Source organism: Bradyrhizobium nitroreducens (genome assembly GCF_002776695.1).
GTDB lineage: Bacteria > Pseudomonadota > Alphaproteobacteria > Rhizobiales > Xanthobacteraceae > Bradyrhizobium > Bradyrhizobium nitroreducens.
In genome coordinates this window covers 1,916,659-1,933,360 of the sequence record NZ_LFJC01000003.1, presented here as the reverse complement: position 1 = coordinate 1,933,360, position 16,702 = coordinate 1,916,659, and the positions used below count along the sequence as shown (strand labels likewise).

Sequence of the window (16,702 nt, the reverse complement as noted above, 5' to 3'; positions counted from 1 at the left end):
ATCAGAACCGAAGCTCTAGATTCTTGTTTTGACGCGTTTTCTTCACGCGAACCGGTGTCCACTTCGCTCGAAAACGCTCTAAGCTGTCACGTCGGAGCTGGCCGCGCCCGCAATGACGCCGTTCTTTGAACGTCGCGCCAGCCAACGCGCCGCCCAGCGATTGATCGGACGCTCGAGCAAGATCCAGGACGCCGACGCGATCGCGATGACCACCACGAGCATGATCCAGCGCCAGATCTCGCCATTCGCCTTGTCGAAGTGCAGCCAGGCCGCCAGCCACGGCAAGAACATGAATGCCGGCCAGTGCCACACATAAAGGCCATAGGAGACATCGCCAAGCTTGACCAGCAAGCGCGGCGCCGCCGGCAGAAGCGCCAGGCCGGCGACGGCCAGGCAGCACGCCATGGGGGTTGCCCATACCGTCAATCGCGGACCGAAAACATACGCACCGGCCGCGAGCGCCAGAAGCCCCAGACTGGAGCTCCAGCGCGGGGAGAGCCGTCCGATCATCATGTAGGCGAACACGCCCGCGGCGAAGTCGGCATAATGGCCGTCAGCGAAACGGGCGATGATCGGAGGTTGAGGCTCGATCGCGCGCCCGACCCAGGCAGCCGCGACGCACCAGACGAGCAACAGCCGGACTCCGCCGAGCGGGATGAGCACTGCGGAGACGAGGTAGAAAATCACCTCGTATTCGAGTGTCCAGCCGACCGAGTTCATCGGTGTGGCTTGCGGAACGATCAGGAGCGACCGCAATATCCGCCCCAGCTCGATCTCTTGAGGCGGCCCCCCGATGCTGCGGCTGAAGAGAACGATCATCACCAGCGTGGCCAGCGCGTTGAGGGGGTAGATGCGGAAAAAGCGCTTGGCGAGGAAACTTAGGGGCGTGTAACCCGGCGCCGTCGAGACGTAGCAGACAATGAAGCCGGATATGGCAAAGAACAGATCGACCCCGTCGGCTCCGTGATCGGCCAGAAATTTCCAGGTGACGAGCTGCGACTTGTCGAAATAGATCAGCGCGAGATGCGTGTGAAAGTAGAATACGGCCAGAGCGGCCACCGCGCGCCCGAGCTGCACGCCCGGCAGTCGGCCATGACGTTGAGCGTCTCCCCTCCGGTCCACGCCTGCGAGCGCACCCGGCCTTGCGTCACTCGGCATGTCCGCTCACGCGCAGTTCGGATGACGCATCCTAAAGCATGATCCGGAAAAGTGCGAAGCGGTTTTCCGGAAAGATCAGGCGCAAACAACAACCTGAAGGGCGATGACGGTTCCTCCGAATCTCATCGCGCTTTACGTCGCCTTCGCCGTCACGATCCAGATCGCGCCCTGCAGCGCCACGCTCTGCTCCTTCAGGAACGGCGTGAGCATCTCGCGGATCGAGGCTTTTGCGGCCTCATATGTCTCCGGCGGGTGCCCCTGCAGCGCGCGGCTGGCCGGACCGATCTGGAGGGCGCCGTCGACCGCCGCGTCGAGACCGCCGCCGATCGCGACATCCATCGGCAGATCGTGCGGCTCCATCGCCACGTCCACGAATCCCGCGCCTTTCAGGATGCGCGTCACGCGCTCTTCCGAGGCGAAGGCGAACGGGCCCGGCTCTTCCGGTCCCACCGGCGGCATCTTCGGCACATGCTTGTAGACCGCCATCAACGGCGCCATCATCCACGGGTTTTCCTTCGGCTCGCGCCAGCAGGCAAAGGCGAGCCGCCCTGTGGGCTTCAGCGCGCGGCGCAGGTTGGCGAAGGACGCGATGGGATCGGCAAAGAACATCACGCCGAAGCGCGAGGCGAGCAGATCGAAGCTCGCCGGCTCGAATGGGTAGACGGTGGCATCCGCCAGCACGAAATCGAGCGGCAGCCCCTTGGGCGCAAACGCGCGTGCCTGCGACAGCATCGGCTCGGACACGTCGAGGCCGAGTGCAAAACCGTCAGGCGCCACTGCCTTCGCAAATGCGAAAGTCGTCGCCCCCGAACCGCAGCCGACATCGAGGATACGCTCGCCCGGCTTCGGCTTGGCGCGGTCGATCAGCACCTCGGCAATGGGGCCGAGCAGGCGCTCCTGCGCCGCATGGCGATCGGCCCAGCGCTGCCCGCTCGGGCCGTTCCAATAGGCGATTTGATCGGCATTTTGCTCGTTTCCGCTGGTCTGTTGCATTGGGCTCCTCGCCGCACGCGCTCGCGCGCCATTTGTCCTTGCAGGATCGTATCCGTTCTCGGGAATTCTTATCAGATTTCCATTGTCTGAGTGCATCTCGGTCGGCGGGGCCGGCACGTCTCCGCCTAAAGTGACGTGGCTATCGGTCTGGGCCCGGCGACGAATTCCATGGCTATCGAGATCGGAACGCCGTCGAACTATGTGACAATAACCAAACACGGCTCAAGAGCGGATGCTGACACGAATTCGCCTGAAGCCTCGCATTCGCTATGCTTCGGTGCCTAGTTTCTCAGGGAGAGTGCTGTTGACCTTGCTATTTCCCATACATGCACGGGAAGGGCCGGCATCGGTGGCGTGACGTTCGGGCGATAGACTCGCTCGATCAGGTCAACGGAGGCTCTGTGCACATCCCGGACCGTAAGTGCTGCCTGCACGGACCAGGCCATCCAGACAAGAACGGGTAACCAGCGAATCCGCTGACTAGACGTCGCCATGGCGAGCAGCAGGCCGTAGGCAAGCGCCGGCAGCGCCAAATGACGATCCCTCGCATAGGCGTAGGAGAAAACCGCGCAGCCAAGAGCGACAATGAGGAGCAATATCGCCGGTCTGCTTCGCCATTTCGGCAATAGCAATGCGATCAAGGCAGTCGATGCCAATTGCAGAGGAGTCTCGTAGCGAAGTTCGTGTATCGGCTCTCCCCATTTGGTCAGGCGAGTCCAAAGCGCGATGACCTGTGACGCGATGTTGACGACATAGGAATGAATGTCGACCGGGCTGGCGTTGGCCAGACCCATTCCGTGGCCGATGGTCGCGGCTCTCATCGCGAAATATCCGAGCGTGATGGCTCCGAAAACCAGCGTTGCCCTAACCGGCAAAGACGCCGCAAGAAAAGGGTAGAAAACCAGCAGAGCCAGGCCGTTCTCCTTCATCGAGAGAGCCGCCACAAACAGGATGGCGCACAGAGTCAGCTTCATGCCTTCGCTCCGCGAAGAGAAGACAACAGCCAGACCCGCCGCAAAGCAGATCAAAACGACAACGTGAGGCAATTCGCTCAGCCATATGACCGACCCCGATATGAACGGAGATCCGATCAGAAAAACGGCAAGCAGTGGAACCGTTGAACCCGGCAGGTTTAGCCGCGCCGCCGCGACGGATGTCGTCCACAACAGTAAGAGCAAAGCGCCAAATTGGACGATCCGATAGGGCAAAAGATGCCAGCCAAAGGCGGAATGAAGCAGTTTCAGCAAGAGCTCCGCACCTGGCCGATAGAACGGGCTGCCGTCCATCCAAGCCGGGCTAAAGGGGATTTCGGCGAATCGTTGATTGCCGAGCCGGTAAAGCCACGCAAGATCGTCCACGTATTCGAACGGCTCGCGGGCCATGACCACGAACAGGCCGATCATGAGAACGGCGGTGCACGCCCACATGATCGTCATTGCCGAGCGGCGGATGGCGTGCGGGAGAGGCCGATCTGGCAGACTTAGATCCATGGTCGGATCAGTCCTAAAGCATGATCCGGAAAAGTGCGAAGCGGTTTTCCGGAAAGATCATGCGCAAACAACAACCTAAAGCGCGATGACGATTCATCCAAATCTCATCGCGCTTTAGTAGCGCCAGCGCGACGGCGGAGGACGCCGCGCGGGGCGCGACATCAACAGCGCGAGCGCAAAGCCGATGCCGCCCGCCACCAGCAGCGCGCCGAGCGGATTGTCCTGCACCTTCTTCGACAGCGCCTGCGTGCCGTCGCGGAAGGTCTCGCCACTGTTGTCGTAGGCGTCCTTGGCGTAGTTCGCTGCGGTATCCGTGGCGTCACGCACGGCATCCTTGGCCTGGCCGTAGAGATTCTGCACCGTGCCTGCAGCTTCGCGCGCCTTGCCCGATGCCTGCGTCTTGGCATCGCCTGCCGTGTCTCCGATCGCGCCTTCCGCGCGTCCGGCATATTCCTTGGCCGATCCAACAATCCGATCCGTGTCCATGAAGCTCCTCCTCGGGGGTCAGCCCAAGTAACAGATCAGGAGCGGCGCAGTTCCAAGTCAGGACGAAAGTGTTGCCCTACAGAATCAGCCCACCATCGACAACGAGGGTTTGCCCGATGATGTAGGACGACAGCGGCGAGGCCAGGAACAGCGCGGCGCCCGCCATGTCGGCCGGCGTGCCCAATCGTCGCAGCGGGATGCGCGCGAGCGCGCCTTCAAGCCGCTTCGGATTGTCGGTCGTCACCTTCGTCATCTTGGTGTCGACGAGCCCCGGCGCGATGCCGTTGACGCGGATGCCGTCCTCGGCCCAGGCCTCACCCAGCGTCCGCGTCAATCCGACCGCACCGGTCTTCGAGGCGTTGTAGGCGGGATTGCCCATGGTGGAATGATATGCTGCGGTCGAGGACACCATGATCAGCGCGCCCCTGGAATCCCGCAACATGGAATGAAACCGCGTGGCGCAGGCCATCAGGCTCATCAGATTGACCTCGACCACCTTGCGGAAGCCAGCCATCTCGAACTCGCCGCGCCGATAGAGCACCGCGCCTTGCGCCAGCACGAGGATGTCGAGCCTGTCGAAGGCCGGCTTGAACGCTTCGATCGCGCCGGGACTGCCAACGTCGAGCTGCGCATAAGAGAGGCCCGTGAGATCGGAGCCTTCCTCCGCAGAATATTCCGTTGCGCGAGCACGCGTGCCGCACACCGCGACCTGGGCGCCCCTGGTGCGAAACGCCTGCGCGATGCCGTTGCCGATCCCGCTCGAGCCGCCGACGACCAGCACCTGCCTGCCTGAGAAATCGAGCTCGTTCGCCATCGCGGCCTCCCCTTTTGTCTTGCTTGTTTGACCTGTCTGCGGATCGGTGCCAGCCTTGTCAATCATAACAAGAACAAGCAGCTTCCCGAGGAAACAGCATGTCCGAGTTCAAGCAGCTCAGCCGGTCCGTCAAGGGCCTGACCGTTCTCGTCACCGGCGCGGCGAGCGGCATGGGGCGAGCGACCGCGCGCGTGTTCGCAAACGAGGGCGCGAACGTTGCCGTCACCGATTACGACGAGCAGGGCGCGCATGCGGTTGCGAAGGAGATCGCGGCGAGCGGCGGAGCGGCGAAGGCGTGGAAGCTTGACGTTGCCGACGGCGGCGAGATCAAGCGTGTCGTGGCTGACGTTGCCGCGCATTTCGGCGGACTCGACATCGTCGTCAACAATGCCGGCATCTCCGTGCGCGTCGCGATCGACGACGAGACTTACGAGGACGCCTGGGCCAGGGGCATTGCCGTGATGCTGACGGCCCATCCGCGCATCATCCGCGCCGCGCTGCCGCATCTGCGCAAGTCGAAGAGCCCGCGCATCGTCAACATCGCCTCGACCGAGGCGCTCGGCGCCACCGCATTGCACAGCCCCTATTCGGCCGCGAAGGGTGGCGTTGCCAGCCTCACCCGCTCGCTCGCCGTGGAGCTCGGCCGCGAGGGCATTACGGTCAACTGCATCTGCCCCGGTCCGATCCGCACTGGTATCACCGACCGCATCTCGGAGGAGCACAAGACGATCTACGCCAAGCGTCGCACCGCCCTCGGCCGCTACGGCGCCCCCGAAGAGGTCGCGCATATGACGCTGAGCCTGTGCCTGCCGGCCGCGTCCTTCCTCACCGGCGCAGTCATCCCGGTCGACGGCGGGCTGATGGCGCGGAACGCGTGAGAGGCATGCGCTCGAAGCGTTGACAAGCACGAGCGCGGGAGTAGCTTTTTCGCCGACAGAGCGGGACCAACCGCTCGCGACCTGTGGGAGAAACGCCATGACGATCGCCATCCGGCAGCTTCAGAAGCATTTTGTCGGCGAGGTCTCCGGCCTCGACTTGCGAAAGCCCCTCACCGAGGCCGAGGCGCGCGAGGTCGAGGCCGCCATGGACAAATATGCGGTGCTGGTCTTCCACGACCAGGACATCACCGACGAGCAGCAGATGGCCTTCGCACTGAACTTCGGTCAGCGCGAGGACGCGCGCGGCGGCAACATCACCAAGGCAGATGAATACCGTCTCACCTCGGGCCTGAACGACGTCTCCAACCTCGGCAAGGACGGCAAGCCGCTGCCGAGAGACAGCCGCGCCAATCTGTTCAACCTCGGCAATTGCCTGTGGCACTCCGACAGCTCTTTCCGGCCGATCCCCGCGAAATTCTCGCTGCTGTCGGCGCGCGTGGTGAACCCGAAGGGCGGCAACACCGAATTCGCCGACATGCGCGCAGCCTATGACGCGCTCGACGACGAAACCAAGGCGGAGATCGAGGACCTCGTCTGCGAGCACTCGCTGATGTATTCGCGCGGATCGCTCGGCTTCACCGAGTACACCGACGAGGAGAAGGCGATGTTCAAGCCGGTGCTGCAGCGGCTGGTGCGGACGCACCCCGTGCATCGCCGTAAGTCGCTCTATCTCTCATCGCATGCCGGCAAGATTGTCGGCATGAGCATGCCCGAAGGCCGGCTGCTGCTGCGGGACCTGAACGAGCACGCGACGCAGCCGGAGTTCGTCTACGTCCACAAATGGAAGCTGCATGACCTCGTGATGTGGGACAATCGCCAGACCATGCACCGCGTCCGCCGCTACGACCAGTCCCAGCCGCGCGACATGCGCAGGGCGACGGTGGCGGGGACGGAGCCGACGGTGCAGCAGCAGGCGGCGGAGTAGCAGTTACAAACTCCGCCGTCGTCCCGGACAAGCGCAGCGGAGCAGAGCGCAGATCCGGGACGACAGCGAGACTGTGGCGCGAGCGTCTGAGCAACTACGCGTGCCCGGCCTCGTTGGAGAGCATGCCGGGATCAATACCGATCTTCTGCAGGGCGCGGTTGTATTTGTCGTCGACGTCGTCGCCGAAAATCAGATCCGCATCCGCATCGCAATGCAGCCAGCCGTTGCTCTGGATCTCGGTCTCGAGCTGGCCCGGCGCCCAGCCGGCATAGCCGAGCGCGAGGATGGCATGCTTGGGGCCGGAGCCGTTGGCGATGGCGCGCAGGATATCGACGGTCGCCGTGAGGCAGACGCCGTCATCGATCCGCAGCGTCGCGTTCTCGATGTAGAAGTCGCTGGAATGCAGCACGAAACCGCGGCCGGTGTCGACCGGGCCCCCGCGCAGCACCTTCATGCTTTCGGCATTCTCCGGCAGCTTGATGTGCTCGCCCTTCTTGATGATGCCGAGCTGCTGCAACAGCTCGGGGAAGTCAATGCTGCCAGCCGGATGGTTCACGATGATACCCATGGCTCCCTCTGCCGAATGGGCACAGAGATAGATCACCGAACGCTCAAAGCGGGAATCGCCCATCACAGGCATCGCGATCAGCAGCCGGCCGTCGAGATAGCCGGCCGAATTGGGCAGCGCGGCCCCCCCCCGGCGGGTGCTTTCGCCCGTTCTCTTTCCTGTGGGAGCCATCGGTGAAGCACTCCGGTTTCAATTCCTATCCTGATGTCGGACCTAGCCGCTGTCAAATCAAGGCTTGCAGAGACTCGATTCAAGTGCATCCATCACAAGCAATTCAATGGTTTGCCGGGGTGCGCCCCTGTAAAGACGTGCCATGCTGACAAGAGTTCCCCTGCGTGCGGCGATCGGCGTCGCGACAACCATGCTTGCGTCGTCTCTGGCCGTCGCAGCCCATGCCGATGACGCGTCGCCATGGCAGCGCGACGGACATTCCGCAGTGCGGCTGTTGGCGGGATCGCGAAGTGGCGCCGTGCTGCTCGGCGGTATCGCCTTCCAGCTCCAGCAGGGTTGGAAGACCTATTGGCGCATCCCCGGCGACTCCGGCGTTCCGCCGCGGTTCGACTTCTCGAAGTCGGACAACGTCGAGGCGGTGACGGTGATGTGGCCTGCGCCGCTGAAATTCGACGACGGCGCGGGCGGCCATTCGATCGGCTATCACGACCAGATCGTGCTGCCGTTGCGCATCGTCGCCAAGGCGGCCGACAAGCCCGTGACGTTGCGCGCCGAGATCAATTACGCGGTGTGCGAGAAGCTCTGCATTCCGGTCGAAGCCAAGATCGAGCTCGGCTTCAACAACGTCGCCTCGACCGAGGACGCCAATTTGCGTGCCGCGCTCGACACCGTGCCGAAGCCCGCCAATATCGGCGATCCCAATCCGCTCACCATCCGCGACGTCAAGCGCGACGGAACCAAGAACGTGGTGGTCGACGTGGTCACGCCCGACAGCCGCAACGTCAATCTGTACGTGGAAGGGCCAACGCCCGATTGGGCGCTGCCGATTCCGGAGCCGGTCAAAGACAGCCCGGCCGGCGTGAAGCGCTTTTCCTTCGAGCTCGACGGCCTGCCGCCCGGCGCCAAGCCCGACGGTGCTGCGCTGAAATTCACGCTGGTCGGGCCTGAGAAGTCGTACGAGTTCAATACGAATTTGGAGTGATCGTCGGTATCGCGAGTGAGTTGCTCGACTCGCGCCCTGGTTTCAGACGTCGTCCCTGACAAGCGTATGGTGGCGAGACAGCGCCCCGCCCAACCCAATCTTAACGAATGGTTGCTAATTCCTCATCTGCCGCAGCATGCCGGGCGACCTGAGGGATCTTCGAATTGGCCGTGATGGATGCACAACCCGCAACGACCGGACCGGCCGGGCTGATCGCGCGGCTGCGGGCCAGGCTGACGGGCGGCCCGAGCGAGGCATCGCTGACGCGGCGGCTGGCCGGCACCATCTTCATCATCCGCGTGATCAGCGCAGGCCTTGCCTATGTCTCGCAGGTGCTGCTGGCGCGCTGGATGGGCACCTCCGACTACGGCATCTATGTCTATGTCTGGACCTGGGTGCTGCTGCTCGGCAGCATGATGGATTTCGGCATCTCGGCCTCCGCGCAGAAGATCATTCCCGAGTACCGCGCCGGGGGCGAGCAGGCGCTGCTGCGCGGCTTCCTCTCCGGCAGCCGCTGGCTGACCCTTGCCGTCTCCACGCTGGTCTCACTCGCTCTTGCCGGCATCGTCAGGCTGCTGTCGCCCTGGATCGATCCGGCCGAGGTGCTGCCGCTCTATATCGGCTGCATAACACTGCCCGCCTTCGTCGTCGCCAACACCCAGGACGGCATCGCGCGCTCGCATGACTGGATGCAGCTCGGCTTGATGCCGCAATTCATCATCCGCCAGGCGCTGATCATCGGCATCACGGGCGCTGCCTTCCTGCTCGGCTATCATCTCGGCGCGGTCGCCGCGATGGCCGCGAGCGCGGGCGCGGTCTGGATCGCGATGACGGGACAGATGGCGGTGCTCAACCGCAAGCTCGCCGATCACATTCCGTCCGGCCCCAAGACGTACGACATCCGCGGCTGGCTCGCGGTCTCACTGCCGATCCTGCTGGTCGAGAGCTTCTACCTGCTCTTGTCCTATACCGACGTGCTGGTGCTGCAGCAGTTCCGCCCCTCCGACGAGGTCGGCGTCTATTTCGCTGTCGTGAAGACGCTGGCGCTGGTCTCGTTCATCCACTACGCGATGTCGGCGACGACCGCGCATCGCTTCGCCGAATACAACGCCAGCGGCGACAAGGCGCGGCTGTCGGCCTATGTCGCGCACGCCATCAGCTGGACGTTCTGGCCGTCGCTGGCGGCGACGATCGTGCTGCTCGCGCTCGGCAAGCCACTGCTCTGGCTGTTCGGGCCGCAATTCGTGGTCGGCTACGACATCATGTTCGTCGCCGCGATCGGGCTCGTGGTGCGCGCCGCGATCGGGCCGGTCGAGCGGCTGCTCAACATGCTCGGTCAGCAGAAGATCTGCGCGCTCGCCTATGCACTGGCCTTCGTGATGAACGTCGTGCTCTGCATCGCGCTGGTACCGCGCTACGGCGGCCACGGCGCCGCAGCCGCGACCTCGATCTCCCTCACCTTCGAGACGGTGCTGTTGTTCTGGATCGTGCGGCAGCGTCTCGGCCTGCACGTGCTGGCATTTGGCAAATAGGCGCAGTGCACCCTCGATGCTTGCTGCCGTTGGGGAACGGCTCTGTCAGCGCAGCCACGGGAACGAGGCAAAACGCCTCCCCTCCTTCAACCCGCGATAAAATTTTTCTTATTCTGCCCAAGTGGTTGCGCATTAGGGGAACTGTATTCTACGTCGTATTGCCTAACCGCCGAGATCAACCTAAGATTCCCTCGACATGTTTGATCCACTCTACGTCGCCTCCGGATTTGGCGTCGGCCTGCTTGTCGGAATGACCGGCGTGGGCGGCGGCTCGTTGATGACGCCGCTCCTGATCCTGCTGTTCGGCGTGCATCCCTCGACCGCGGTCGGAACCGACCTGCTCTATGCCGCCGCCACCAAGACCGGCGGCAGCCTGGTGCATGGCTGGTCGCGCAGCGTGCACTGGCCGGCGGTGCTGCGGCTGGCCTGCGGCAGCATTCCCGCGAGCGCAGTGACTCTGCTGGTGCTGTGGAAGCTCGACCTCAAGAGCGATTCCGAGCGCAGCCTGGTCAATCTGGTGCTGTGCTTCGCGCTGTTGCTGACCGCGACCTCGCTGATCTTCCGCAAGTCGATCATGGAGCGTTACCGCGGCAGGCTGGAGCGTGTCGACGACCGCACCACCGCGATTGCAACCGTGATCACCGGGATCGTGCTCGGCGTGCTGGTGTCGATCTCGTCGGTCGGCGCCGGTGCGGTCGGCGTCACCGTGCTGCTGCTGCTCTATCCGCGTCTGCCGATGGTGACCATTGTCGGCTCCGATATCGCCCACGCGGTCCCACTGACGCTGGTCGCCGGCATCGGGCACTGGGCGCTCGGCGACGTCGACTGGGCGCTGATGGGCGTGCTGCTGATGGGTTCGCTCCCCGGCATCATCGTCGGCAGCTACAGCGCGACCCGCGTCCCCGAGACGGTGTTGCGGCTGACGCTTGCCAGCGTGCTGTTCGTGGTCGCCGGCAAGATCATGTTTGCGGAGCTGAAACTGTCGTCGGCGTTCGTGACGGCGTTGGCCTGGACGCATTGAACGGAAAGCTGCCGCCTTGGTCTCGCTTTCCCAGGGTGGGTTAGCCGAAGGCGTAACCCACCCTACGGCACCTCGTCCCCGGCCCCTACTCCGCCGTCCAGCCGCCGTCGATCGACAGGTTGGTGCCGGTGATCTGGGCCGCATCGTCGCCGCACAGGAAGAGCGCGAGGGCCGCGACCTGCTCCGATGTCACAAACTCCTTGGTCGGCTGCGCATCGAGCAGCACGTCGTTGATGACCTGCTCGCGCGTCAGATTGCGCGCCTTCATGGTGTCGGGGATCTGCTTCTCCACCAGCGGCGTCCAGACATAGCCGGGGCTGATGCAGTTGCAGGTGATCTTGTGGGTCGCGACCTCCAGCGCCACGGTCTTGGTGAGACCGGCGATGCCGTGCTTGGCCGAAACGTAGGCCGACTTGAAGGGCGAGGCGACCAGCGAGTGCGCAGACGCCGTGTTGATGATGCGGCCCCAACCCTTCTTCTTCATGCCGGGCACGGCGGCGCGGATGCCGTGGAAGGCGGAGGACAGGTTGATCGCGATGATCTGGTCCCACTTCTCGATCGGAAACTCCTCGACCGGCGAGACGAACTGGATGCCGGCATTGTTGACGAGGATGTCGACCGAGCCAAACGTCGTCTCGCCCAGCGCGATCATGCCGGCGATCTCGGCGGGCTTGGTCATGTCGGCGGGCGAATAGATCGCTTTCACCTTGAAGTCCTGTTCGATCTTGGCGCGCTCCTTCTCGATGTCGTCCGGCGAGCCGAAGCCGTTGATGACGACGTTTGCGCCGGCGCCGGCGAACGCACGCGCATAGGCGAGCCCGATGCCGCTGGTGGACCCGGTCACGACGGCGTTCTTGCCTGACAGACTACCCATTCTATTCGCTCCTGTTTGCCGGGGGCGCGACGACGTCCCCCGTGAGATCGTAGGTCACCATGGTCTCGCCGGACTGCGGCCGCTCGAGCCAGTCCTTGTGGCGCATCGACAGATGCACGTCCTTCACGCCGGCCTCCCAATGCTCGACCATGGCGACGTGCGAGAAGTCGTAATCCTTGGACGAGGATTCGTAGTTCTTGCTGCGGTAGATCAGATGCACCACGGTGACGGTGCTTTCACGCGATACCTTCGCGAGGAATTCGACGGAAGGGTCGTTCTTCAGATAATCGGGCAGTTTGGAAATCAGGTCGCGCACCGCCCTGCGGGCGTTGTGCAGCTGCTTGTTCTTGTCGGTGTTCATCCGCGTGCGGCTGGAGAAGCGGATATCCTTCTCGCGCTCGGTGGCCTCCAGCAGCGAATTCGGCAGGTCGCCGCGGGCACTGAACAGATCGACCTGGAAGATCAGCATGTCGCGATCGACCTCGGCATCGAGCACGTAATCGAGCGGGGTGTTGGAGGCGATGCCGCCGTCCCAATAATGCTCGCCGTCGATCATCACCGAGGGAAAGCCGGGCGGCAGCGCGCCGGAGGCCATGACGTGCTCGGGGCCGATTTTCTTGCCGAGCTTCTTGAACTCGTAATTGTCGAAATATTTGAAGTTGCCCGAGGTGACGCCGACCGCGCCGACCGACAGGCGGGTCTTCAGGTCGTTGATGCGGTCGAAATCGACCAGACGCTCCAGCGTCTTCTTCAGCGGTGCGGTGTCGTAATAGCTCTCGGCTTCGGGATGCCCCGGCGGCCACAGCGGCGCCGGCGGGACGCGCGGGACGAAGAAGCCGGGCACACCGAAGGTGGCGATCAGCGCGGCACTGGTCGAGTTGAACAGTTCACGGCTGTGGTCGCTTTTGCCGATCGGTTTCCATGGCACCGGCGCCGACACCATCTCCCAGAATTCTTTCAGCCGCTTGACCCGGGTCTGCCCCTCGTTGCCGGCGATGATGGCGGCGTTGACTGCGCCGATCGAGATGCCGGCGACCCATTCCGGCTCGAAGCCGTGGCCGCACAGCGCCTGATAGGCGCCGGCCTGATAGGAGCCGAGCGCACCGCCGCCCTGCAGGACCAGGACGCGTTGCGCATTCGCGGGGATGCTGGCGGTTTCCGGACTACGATCGGTCATGGGGGAACAATAGCAATGGCGCATCACCGTGGCGACCCTCCGCCGCAGCGTCAATGCATGCCGGGATCAAGTCTGGCTTATCGCTCCGTCGAGGCCAGGATCATGGTCCAGAACACCTTGTATTTGGTGCCAGGAGCATAGCTCGCCGCGATGCCCAATTTTGTGACACCGCTCTTGAGCATGTTGGCGCGGTGCGGGGGCGAGTCGCGCCAGCCGGAAAACGCTTCCGCCAGCGTATGATAGCCGGCCGAGATGTTCTCGACCGCCACGGTCGCCGGATAGCCGCCGGCGGCAAGGCGCTTGGCCAGGGGCGCGCGGACGTCATGGTCCATCTTGTTGGCCGCCGCCATGGCATTGGACTGGGATTCGGCGAGCCGCATGAGATCGGGGTCGACCACGACGGTGCCGAGCATGTTGTTCTGGCGGTATTGCGAGATCATGATCGCGGCCGCCTGCGCATCGAGCTTGGAGCCCGGGGCGGCCATGTCGGTATACATCGACGGCTGCTGGACCGGCGCTTCGTTGCCGGCGCAGCCGGCAAGCAGCAAAGTAACGAGAATTGCGGCCGCAGCGCGCATGTTTGGAGGCCCCCGAATGAGGGGCCGTTGTTGCATATCAACAATGGCTGAAAGGTGAATTTTGAAGAAAATCGACGCAAGTCGTTCCGGGGCAGCGCGGAGCGCTGAACCCGGAATCTCGCTCAATAACCTCGGGATTCCGGGTTCGCGCTGACGCGCGCCCCGGAATGACGGGGACCTACCCCGCAAATATCCGGTAACGGCGCGGTTCGAGGCCGACGGTCTCGCCGACGCGCAGTTCCTTGTCACGGGGAGCGTCGATCTCGATGGTCTTGCCGCCTGACAGGACGATCTCGGCCCGCTGCACGGGACCGAAATTGCGGACGTGCTGCACGGCGCCCTCGAAGGCGCCGCTGCCGGGCGGGCCGACCAGCATATCATGTCGCCGCACGAACAGCTTTGACGCACCAGGCGCAGCCCCGCCTGCCGCAAGCGCGAGCGGCCGGTCGCCGAGCCTGACCACGCCCCCTTCGACCTGAACCGGCAATTCGATGGATTCGCCGATGAAGCCGTGAACGAACGCGCTTGCCGGGCTCTCGTAGACGTCGTCGGGGGAGCCGACCTGCTCGATCCGACCCTTGTCCATCACCACGACGCGGTTGGCGACTTCGAGCGCCTCCTCCTGGTCGTGGGTGACGAAGATCGAGGTCACGTTGATCTCGTGATGCAGCGAGCGCAGCCATCGGCGCAGCTCTTTCCGGACCTTGGCATCGAGTGCGCCGAACGGCTCGTCGAGCAGCAGGATGCGCGGCTCGATCGCGAGCGCGCGGGCGAGCGCGATGCGCTGGCGCTGACCGCCGGAGAGCTGGCTCGGATAGCGGTCGGAAAGCCAGTCGAGCTGCACGAGATCGAGCAGCTCCTTGACGCGCGCGCGGATGGCCGCCTCGTCCTTGCGGATTGCGCGCGGCTGCACGCGCAGGCCGAAGGCGACGTTCTCGAACACGCTCATGTGGCGGAACAGCGCGTAGTGCTGGAACACGAAGCCGACATGCCGCTCGCGCGCGCCCTGCGCCAGCGCGTCCTCACCGTTGATGAGCACTTCGCCGGCGTCGGGCCAGTCGAGGCCGGCGACGATCCGCAGCAGCGTGGTCTTTCCCGACCCGGATGGTCCGAGCAGTGCCACGAGCTCGCCGCTGTCGACCTTGAGGTCGACGCCGTCGAGGGCTTTGAAGCTGCCGAACGTCTTGACGAGATCTTTGACTTCAATGGTCACTTGCGTCTTGTCCCTCATCCAGGTGACGTTCAAGAACGGTCTTGGCGATCAACGTGATCAGCGCCAGCATCGCCAGCAGCGAGGCGATCGCGAAGGCGGCGACGAACTGGTATTCGTTGTAGAGGATCTCGACCAGGAGCGGCATCGTGTTGGTCTCGCCGCGGATGTGGCCGGAGACGACGGAGACCGCGCCGAACTCGCCCATCGCCCGCGCGTTGCAGAGCAGGACGCCGTAGAGCACGCCCCATTTGATGTTGGGCAGCGTGACGCGGAAGAAGGTTTGAAGACCCGAGGCGCCGAGCGAGATCGCGGCCTCCTCCTCCTGGGTGCCCTGCTCCTGCATCAAGGGGATCAGCGCGCGCGCCACGAAGGGGAAGGTCACGAAGGTGGTGGCGAGCGCGATGCCGGGCACCGCGAACAGGATCTGGATGTCGTGGTCGCGCAGCCAGCCGCCGAAATAGCCCTGCGCGCCGAACAGCAGCACGAAGACGAGGCCGGAGATTACCGGGCTCACCGAGAACGGCAGATCGATCAGCGTGATCAGGAAGGTCTTGCCGGGGAAGTCGAACTTGGCGATCGCCCAGGCGGCGACGAGGCCGAACACGAGGTTGAGGCCGACCGAGATCGCGGCGACCAGCAGCGTCAGCCTGATCGCAGCCAGCGCCTCGGGCTCGGCGAGCGCGGCGAAATAGGCGGCGATCCCTTTCGAGAAGGCATGCGCGAACACCACGACCAGCGGCAGCACGACGAAGATTGTGAGAAACGCGATCGCGATCGTGATGATGGCGATGCGCACGGCCTTCGGCTCGGTGCGGAGATTGTCCCGCGCGAGCGCTTCTCGCGCCCGGACCGTCTCGTCGGACGAGGTGACCGGGCCTGAATGGACAATCTGCATCGTCATGGTCCGCCCTCAGCGCGCCGGGATCCGGCTCTGCGCCCAGCGCTGGAGCCGGTTGACGGCGAAGATGATGACGAAGGACACGACGAGCATGACCACCGCGATGGCGGTCGCATCGGCGTAGCGGAACTCGGAGAGGCGGATCACGATCAGAAGCGGGGCAATCTCGGAGACGTTGGGCAGATTGCCGGCGATGAAAATCACCGAGCCGTATTCGCCGACCGCGCGGGCGAAGGCGAGCGCGAGCCCGGTGAGCAGCGCCGGCGCCAACGAGGGCAGGATCACGCGGATGATGGTCTGCCAGCGGCTGGCGCCGAGGCTGCCCGCCGCTTCCTCGATTTCAGGGTCGAGATCCTGCAGCACGGGCTGCACCGTGCGCACCACGAACGGAATACCGATGAAGATCATGGCGACGAAGATGCCGACCGGCGTGAACGCCACCTTGATGCCGAGCGCCGCAAGCGGCGCCCCCAGCCAGCCCTTCTCGGCGAACAGCGCGGTCAGCGCGACGCCCGCGACCGCCGTCGGCAGGGCGAAGGGCACGTCGACGATGGCGTCGAACAGCCGGCGGCCGGGAAAGCGGTAGCGCACCAGCGCCCAGACGATGATGCTGCCCATGACGAGATTGACGCAGGCCGCCGCGAAGGCGAGGCCGAAGGAGACACGCAAGGCGTTCAGGGTGCGGCGGCTGGAGAGGATGTTCCAGAACTGCTCGGGACTGAGCTCGAGCGACTTCAGGAACAGCCCGGCGAGCGGAATGAGGATGATGACGGACAGCCAGGACAGCGTCAGTCCCATCGTGAGACCGAAGCCCGGCAATGTCCGGTGTCGTGCTGTGACTGCGCTCACCAGGCCCCCTGCTAAAGCCCCTTAAGACAGCGCCA

General features: G+C 64.2%; 17 protein-coding genes. 5 read left to right on the top strand and 12 right to left on the bottom strand.

Annotated elements, in window-relative coordinates; genetic code table 11:
* Nucleotides 1-78: 78 nt before the first annotated feature.
* The 5 genes from TSA1_RS09630 to TSA1_RS09610 all read right to left on the bottom strand — a co-directional run bounded on the left by TSA1_RS09630 (nt 79) and on the right by TSA1_RS09610 (nt 4,941).
* Complete coding sequence (locus tag TSA1_RS09630; RefSeq protein WP_100176141.1) at nt 79-1,158, bottom strand: acyltransferase family protein; 1,080 nt, start codon at nt 1,156-1,158, stop codon at nt 79-81.
* A gap of 132 nt (nt 1,159-1,290) precedes the next feature.
* On the bottom strand, nt 1,291-2,151 hold the full coding sequence (locus tag TSA1_RS09625; RefSeq protein ID WP_100176140.1) for a class I SAM-dependent methyltransferase: 861 nt from the start codon (nt 2,149-2,151) through the stop codon (nt 1,291-1,293).
* A gap of 281 nt (nt 2,152-2,432) precedes the next feature.
* On the bottom strand, nt 2,433-3,641 hold the full coding sequence (locus TSA1_RS09620; protein WP_145984289.1) for a hypothetical protein: 1,209 nt from the start codon (nt 3,639-3,641) through the stop codon (nt 2,433-2,435).
* 114 nt (nt 3,642-3,755) lie between these two features.
* Nucleotides 3,756-4,127: a CsbD family protein gene (locus tag TSA1_RS09615; RefSeq protein ID WP_100176138.1), complete on the bottom strand. Its 372-nt coding sequence runs from the start codon at nt 4,125-4,127 to the stop codon at nt 3,756-3,758.
* Nucleotides 4,128-4,203: 76 nt separating this feature from the next.
* Nucleotides 4,204-4,941 carry an SDR family NAD(P)-dependent oxidoreductase gene (locus TSA1_RS09610; protein WP_100181055.1) on the bottom strand — a complete coding sequence of 246 codons (738 nt, stop codon included), beginning with the start codon at nt 4,939-4,941 and terminating at the stop codon, nt 4,204-4,206.
* Nucleotides 4,942-5,039: 98 nt separating this feature from the next.
* Between TSA1_RS09610 and TSA1_RS09605 the strand changes: the two genes are divergently transcribed.
* A complete protein-coding gene (locus TSA1_RS09605) occupies nt 5,040-5,819 on the top strand; it encodes an SDR family NAD(P)-dependent oxidoreductase (RefSeq protein WP_100176137.1) in 780 nt (259 codons plus the stop codon).
* Between the two features lie 97 nt (nt 5,820-5,916).
* A complete protein-coding gene (locus TSA1_RS09600; protein WP_100176136.1) occupies nt 5,917-6,804 on the top strand; it encodes a TauD/TfdA dioxygenase family protein in 888 nt (295 codons plus the stop codon).
* Between the two features lie 94 nt (nt 6,805-6,898).
* Here TSA1_RS09600 and TSA1_RS09595 read toward each other — a convergent pair whose 3' ends face one another.
* Nucleotides 6,899-7,543: a YqgE/AlgH family protein gene (locus TSA1_RS09595; RefSeq protein ID WP_100176135.1), complete on the bottom strand. Its 645-nt coding sequence runs from the start codon at nt 7,541-7,543 to the stop codon at nt 6,899-6,901.
* A 142-nt stretch (nt 7,544-7,685) separates the two neighbouring features.
* Here TSA1_RS09595 and TSA1_RS09590 point away from each other — a divergent pair, with 142 nt between their 5' ends.
* From TSA1_RS09590 to TSA1_RS09580, 3 genes are all read left to right on the top strand, one after another.
* A complete protein-coding gene (locus TSA1_RS09590; protein ID WP_100176134.1) occupies nt 7,686-8,525 on the top strand; it encodes a protein-disulfide reductase DsbD domain-containing protein in 840 nt (279 codons plus the stop codon).
* 164 nt (nt 8,526-8,689) lie between these two features.
* Nucleotides 8,690-10,057: a flippase gene (locus TSA1_RS09585; protein WP_174718837.1), complete on the top strand. Its 1,368-nt coding sequence runs from the start codon at nt 8,690-8,692 to the stop codon at nt 10,055-10,057.
* Between the two features lie 196 nt (nt 10,058-10,253).
* Nucleotides 10,254-11,078, top strand: coding sequence for a sulfite exporter TauE/SafE family protein (locus TSA1_RS09580; RefSeq protein WP_100176132.1), 825 nt, complete (start codon nt 10,254-10,256; stop codon nt 11,076-11,078).
* 85 nt (nt 11,079-11,163) lie between these two features.
* Here the strand turns inward: TSA1_RS09580 and TSA1_RS09575 are convergent, their stop codons facing one another.
* From TSA1_RS09575 to cysT, 6 genes are all read right to left on the bottom strand, one after another.
* Complete coding sequence (locus TSA1_RS09575; protein WP_100176131.1) at nt 11,164-11,952, bottom strand: 3-hydroxybutyrate dehydrogenase; 789 nt, start codon at nt 11,950-11,952, stop codon at nt 11,164-11,166.
* 1 nt (nt 11,953) lies between these two features.
* The gene (locus TSA1_RS09570; protein WP_100176130.1) at nt 11,954-13,129 is read right to left on the bottom strand and encodes a DUF3734 domain-containing protein; all 1,176 of its coding nucleotides are present in this window, start codon (nt 13,127-13,129) and stop codon (nt 11,954-11,956) included.
* Between the two features lie 77 nt (nt 13,130-13,206).
* The gene (locus TSA1_RS09565; RefSeq protein ID WP_097659942.1) at nt 13,207-13,707 is read right to left on the bottom strand and encodes a CAP domain-containing protein; all 501 of its coding nucleotides are present in this window, start codon (nt 13,705-13,707) and stop codon (nt 13,207-13,209) included.
* A gap of 178 nt (nt 13,708-13,885) precedes the next feature.
* A complete protein-coding gene (locus tag TSA1_RS09560) occupies nt 13,886-14,920 on the bottom strand; it encodes a sulfate/molybdate ABC transporter ATP-binding protein (RefSeq protein ID WP_100181054.1) in 1,035 nt (344 codons plus the stop codon).
* Nucleotides 14,910-15,821 carry a sulfate ABC transporter permease subunit CysW gene (gene cysW / locus TSA1_RS09555; protein ID WP_100176129.1) on the bottom strand — a complete coding sequence of 304 codons (912 nt, stop codon included), beginning with the start codon at nt 15,819-15,821 and terminating at the stop codon, nt 14,910-14,912. Before cysW ends, TSA1_RS09560 begins: the two co-directional genes overlap by 11 nt.
* A 9-nt stretch (nt 15,822-15,830) precedes the next feature.
* The gene (gene cysT / locus TSA1_RS09550) at nt 15,831-16,637 is read right to left on the bottom strand and encodes a sulfate ABC transporter permease subunit CysT (protein WP_174719293.1); all 807 of its coding nucleotides are present in this window, start codon (nt 16,635-16,637) and stop codon (nt 15,831-15,833) included.
* Nucleotides 16,638-16,702: the final 65 nt, after the last annotated feature.

Bases quoted from the DNA above. Each gene is read 5' to 3' on its own strand.
- TSA1_RS09630 (WP_100176141.1), bottom strand. From the start codon at position 1,158: ATGCCGAGTGACGCAAGGCCGGGTGCGCTCGCAGGCGTGGACCGGAGG.
- TSA1_RS09625 (WP_100176140.1), bottom strand. From the start codon at position 2,151: ATGCAACAGACCAGCGGAAACGAGCAAAATGCCGATCAAATCGCCTAT.
- TSA1_RS09620 (WP_145984289.1), bottom strand. From the start codon at position 3,641: ATGGATCTAAGTCTGCCAGATCGGCCTCTCCCGCACGCCATCCGCCGC.
- TSA1_RS09615 (WP_100176138.1), bottom strand. From the start codon at position 4,127: ATGGACACGGATCGGATTGTTGGATCGGCCAAGGAATATGCCGGACGC.
- TSA1_RS09610 (WP_100181055.1), bottom strand. From the start codon at position 4,941: ATGGCGAACGAGCTCGATTTCTCAGGCAGGCAGGTGCTGGTCGTCGGC.
- TSA1_RS09605 (WP_100176137.1), top strand. From the start codon at position 5,040: ATGTCCGAGTTCAAGCAGCTCAGCCGGTCCGTCAAGGGCCTGACCGTT.
- TSA1_RS09600 (WP_100176136.1), top strand. From the start codon at position 5,917: ATGACGATCGCCATCCGGCAGCTTCAGAAGCATTTTGTCGGCGAGGTC.
- TSA1_RS09595 (WP_100176135.1), bottom strand. From the start codon at position 7,543: ATGGCTCCCACAGGAAAGAGAACGGGCGAAAGCACCCGCCGGGGGGGG.
- TSA1_RS09590 (WP_100176134.1), top strand. From the start codon at position 7,686: ATGCTGACAAGAGTTCCCCTGCGTGCGGCGATCGGCGTCGCGACAACC.
- TSA1_RS09580 (WP_100176132.1), top strand. From the start codon at position 10,254: ATGTTTGATCCACTCTACGTCGCCTCCGGATTTGGCGTCGGCCTGCTT.
- TSA1_RS09575 (WP_100176131.1), bottom strand. From the start codon at position 11,952: ATGGGTAGTCTGTCAGGCAAGAACGCCGTCGTGACCGGGTCCACCAGC.
- TSA1_RS09570 (WP_100176130.1), bottom strand. From the start codon at position 13,129: ATGACCGATCGTAGTCCGGAAACCGCCAGCATCCCCGCGAATGCGCAA.
- TSA1_RS09565 (WP_097659942.1), bottom strand. From the start codon at position 13,707: ATGCGCGCTGCGGCCGCAATTCTCGTTACTTTGCTGCTTGCCGGCTGC.
- cysW (WP_100176129.1), bottom strand. From the start codon at position 15,821: ATGACGATGCAGATTGTCCATTCAGGCCCGGTCACCTCGTCCGACGAG.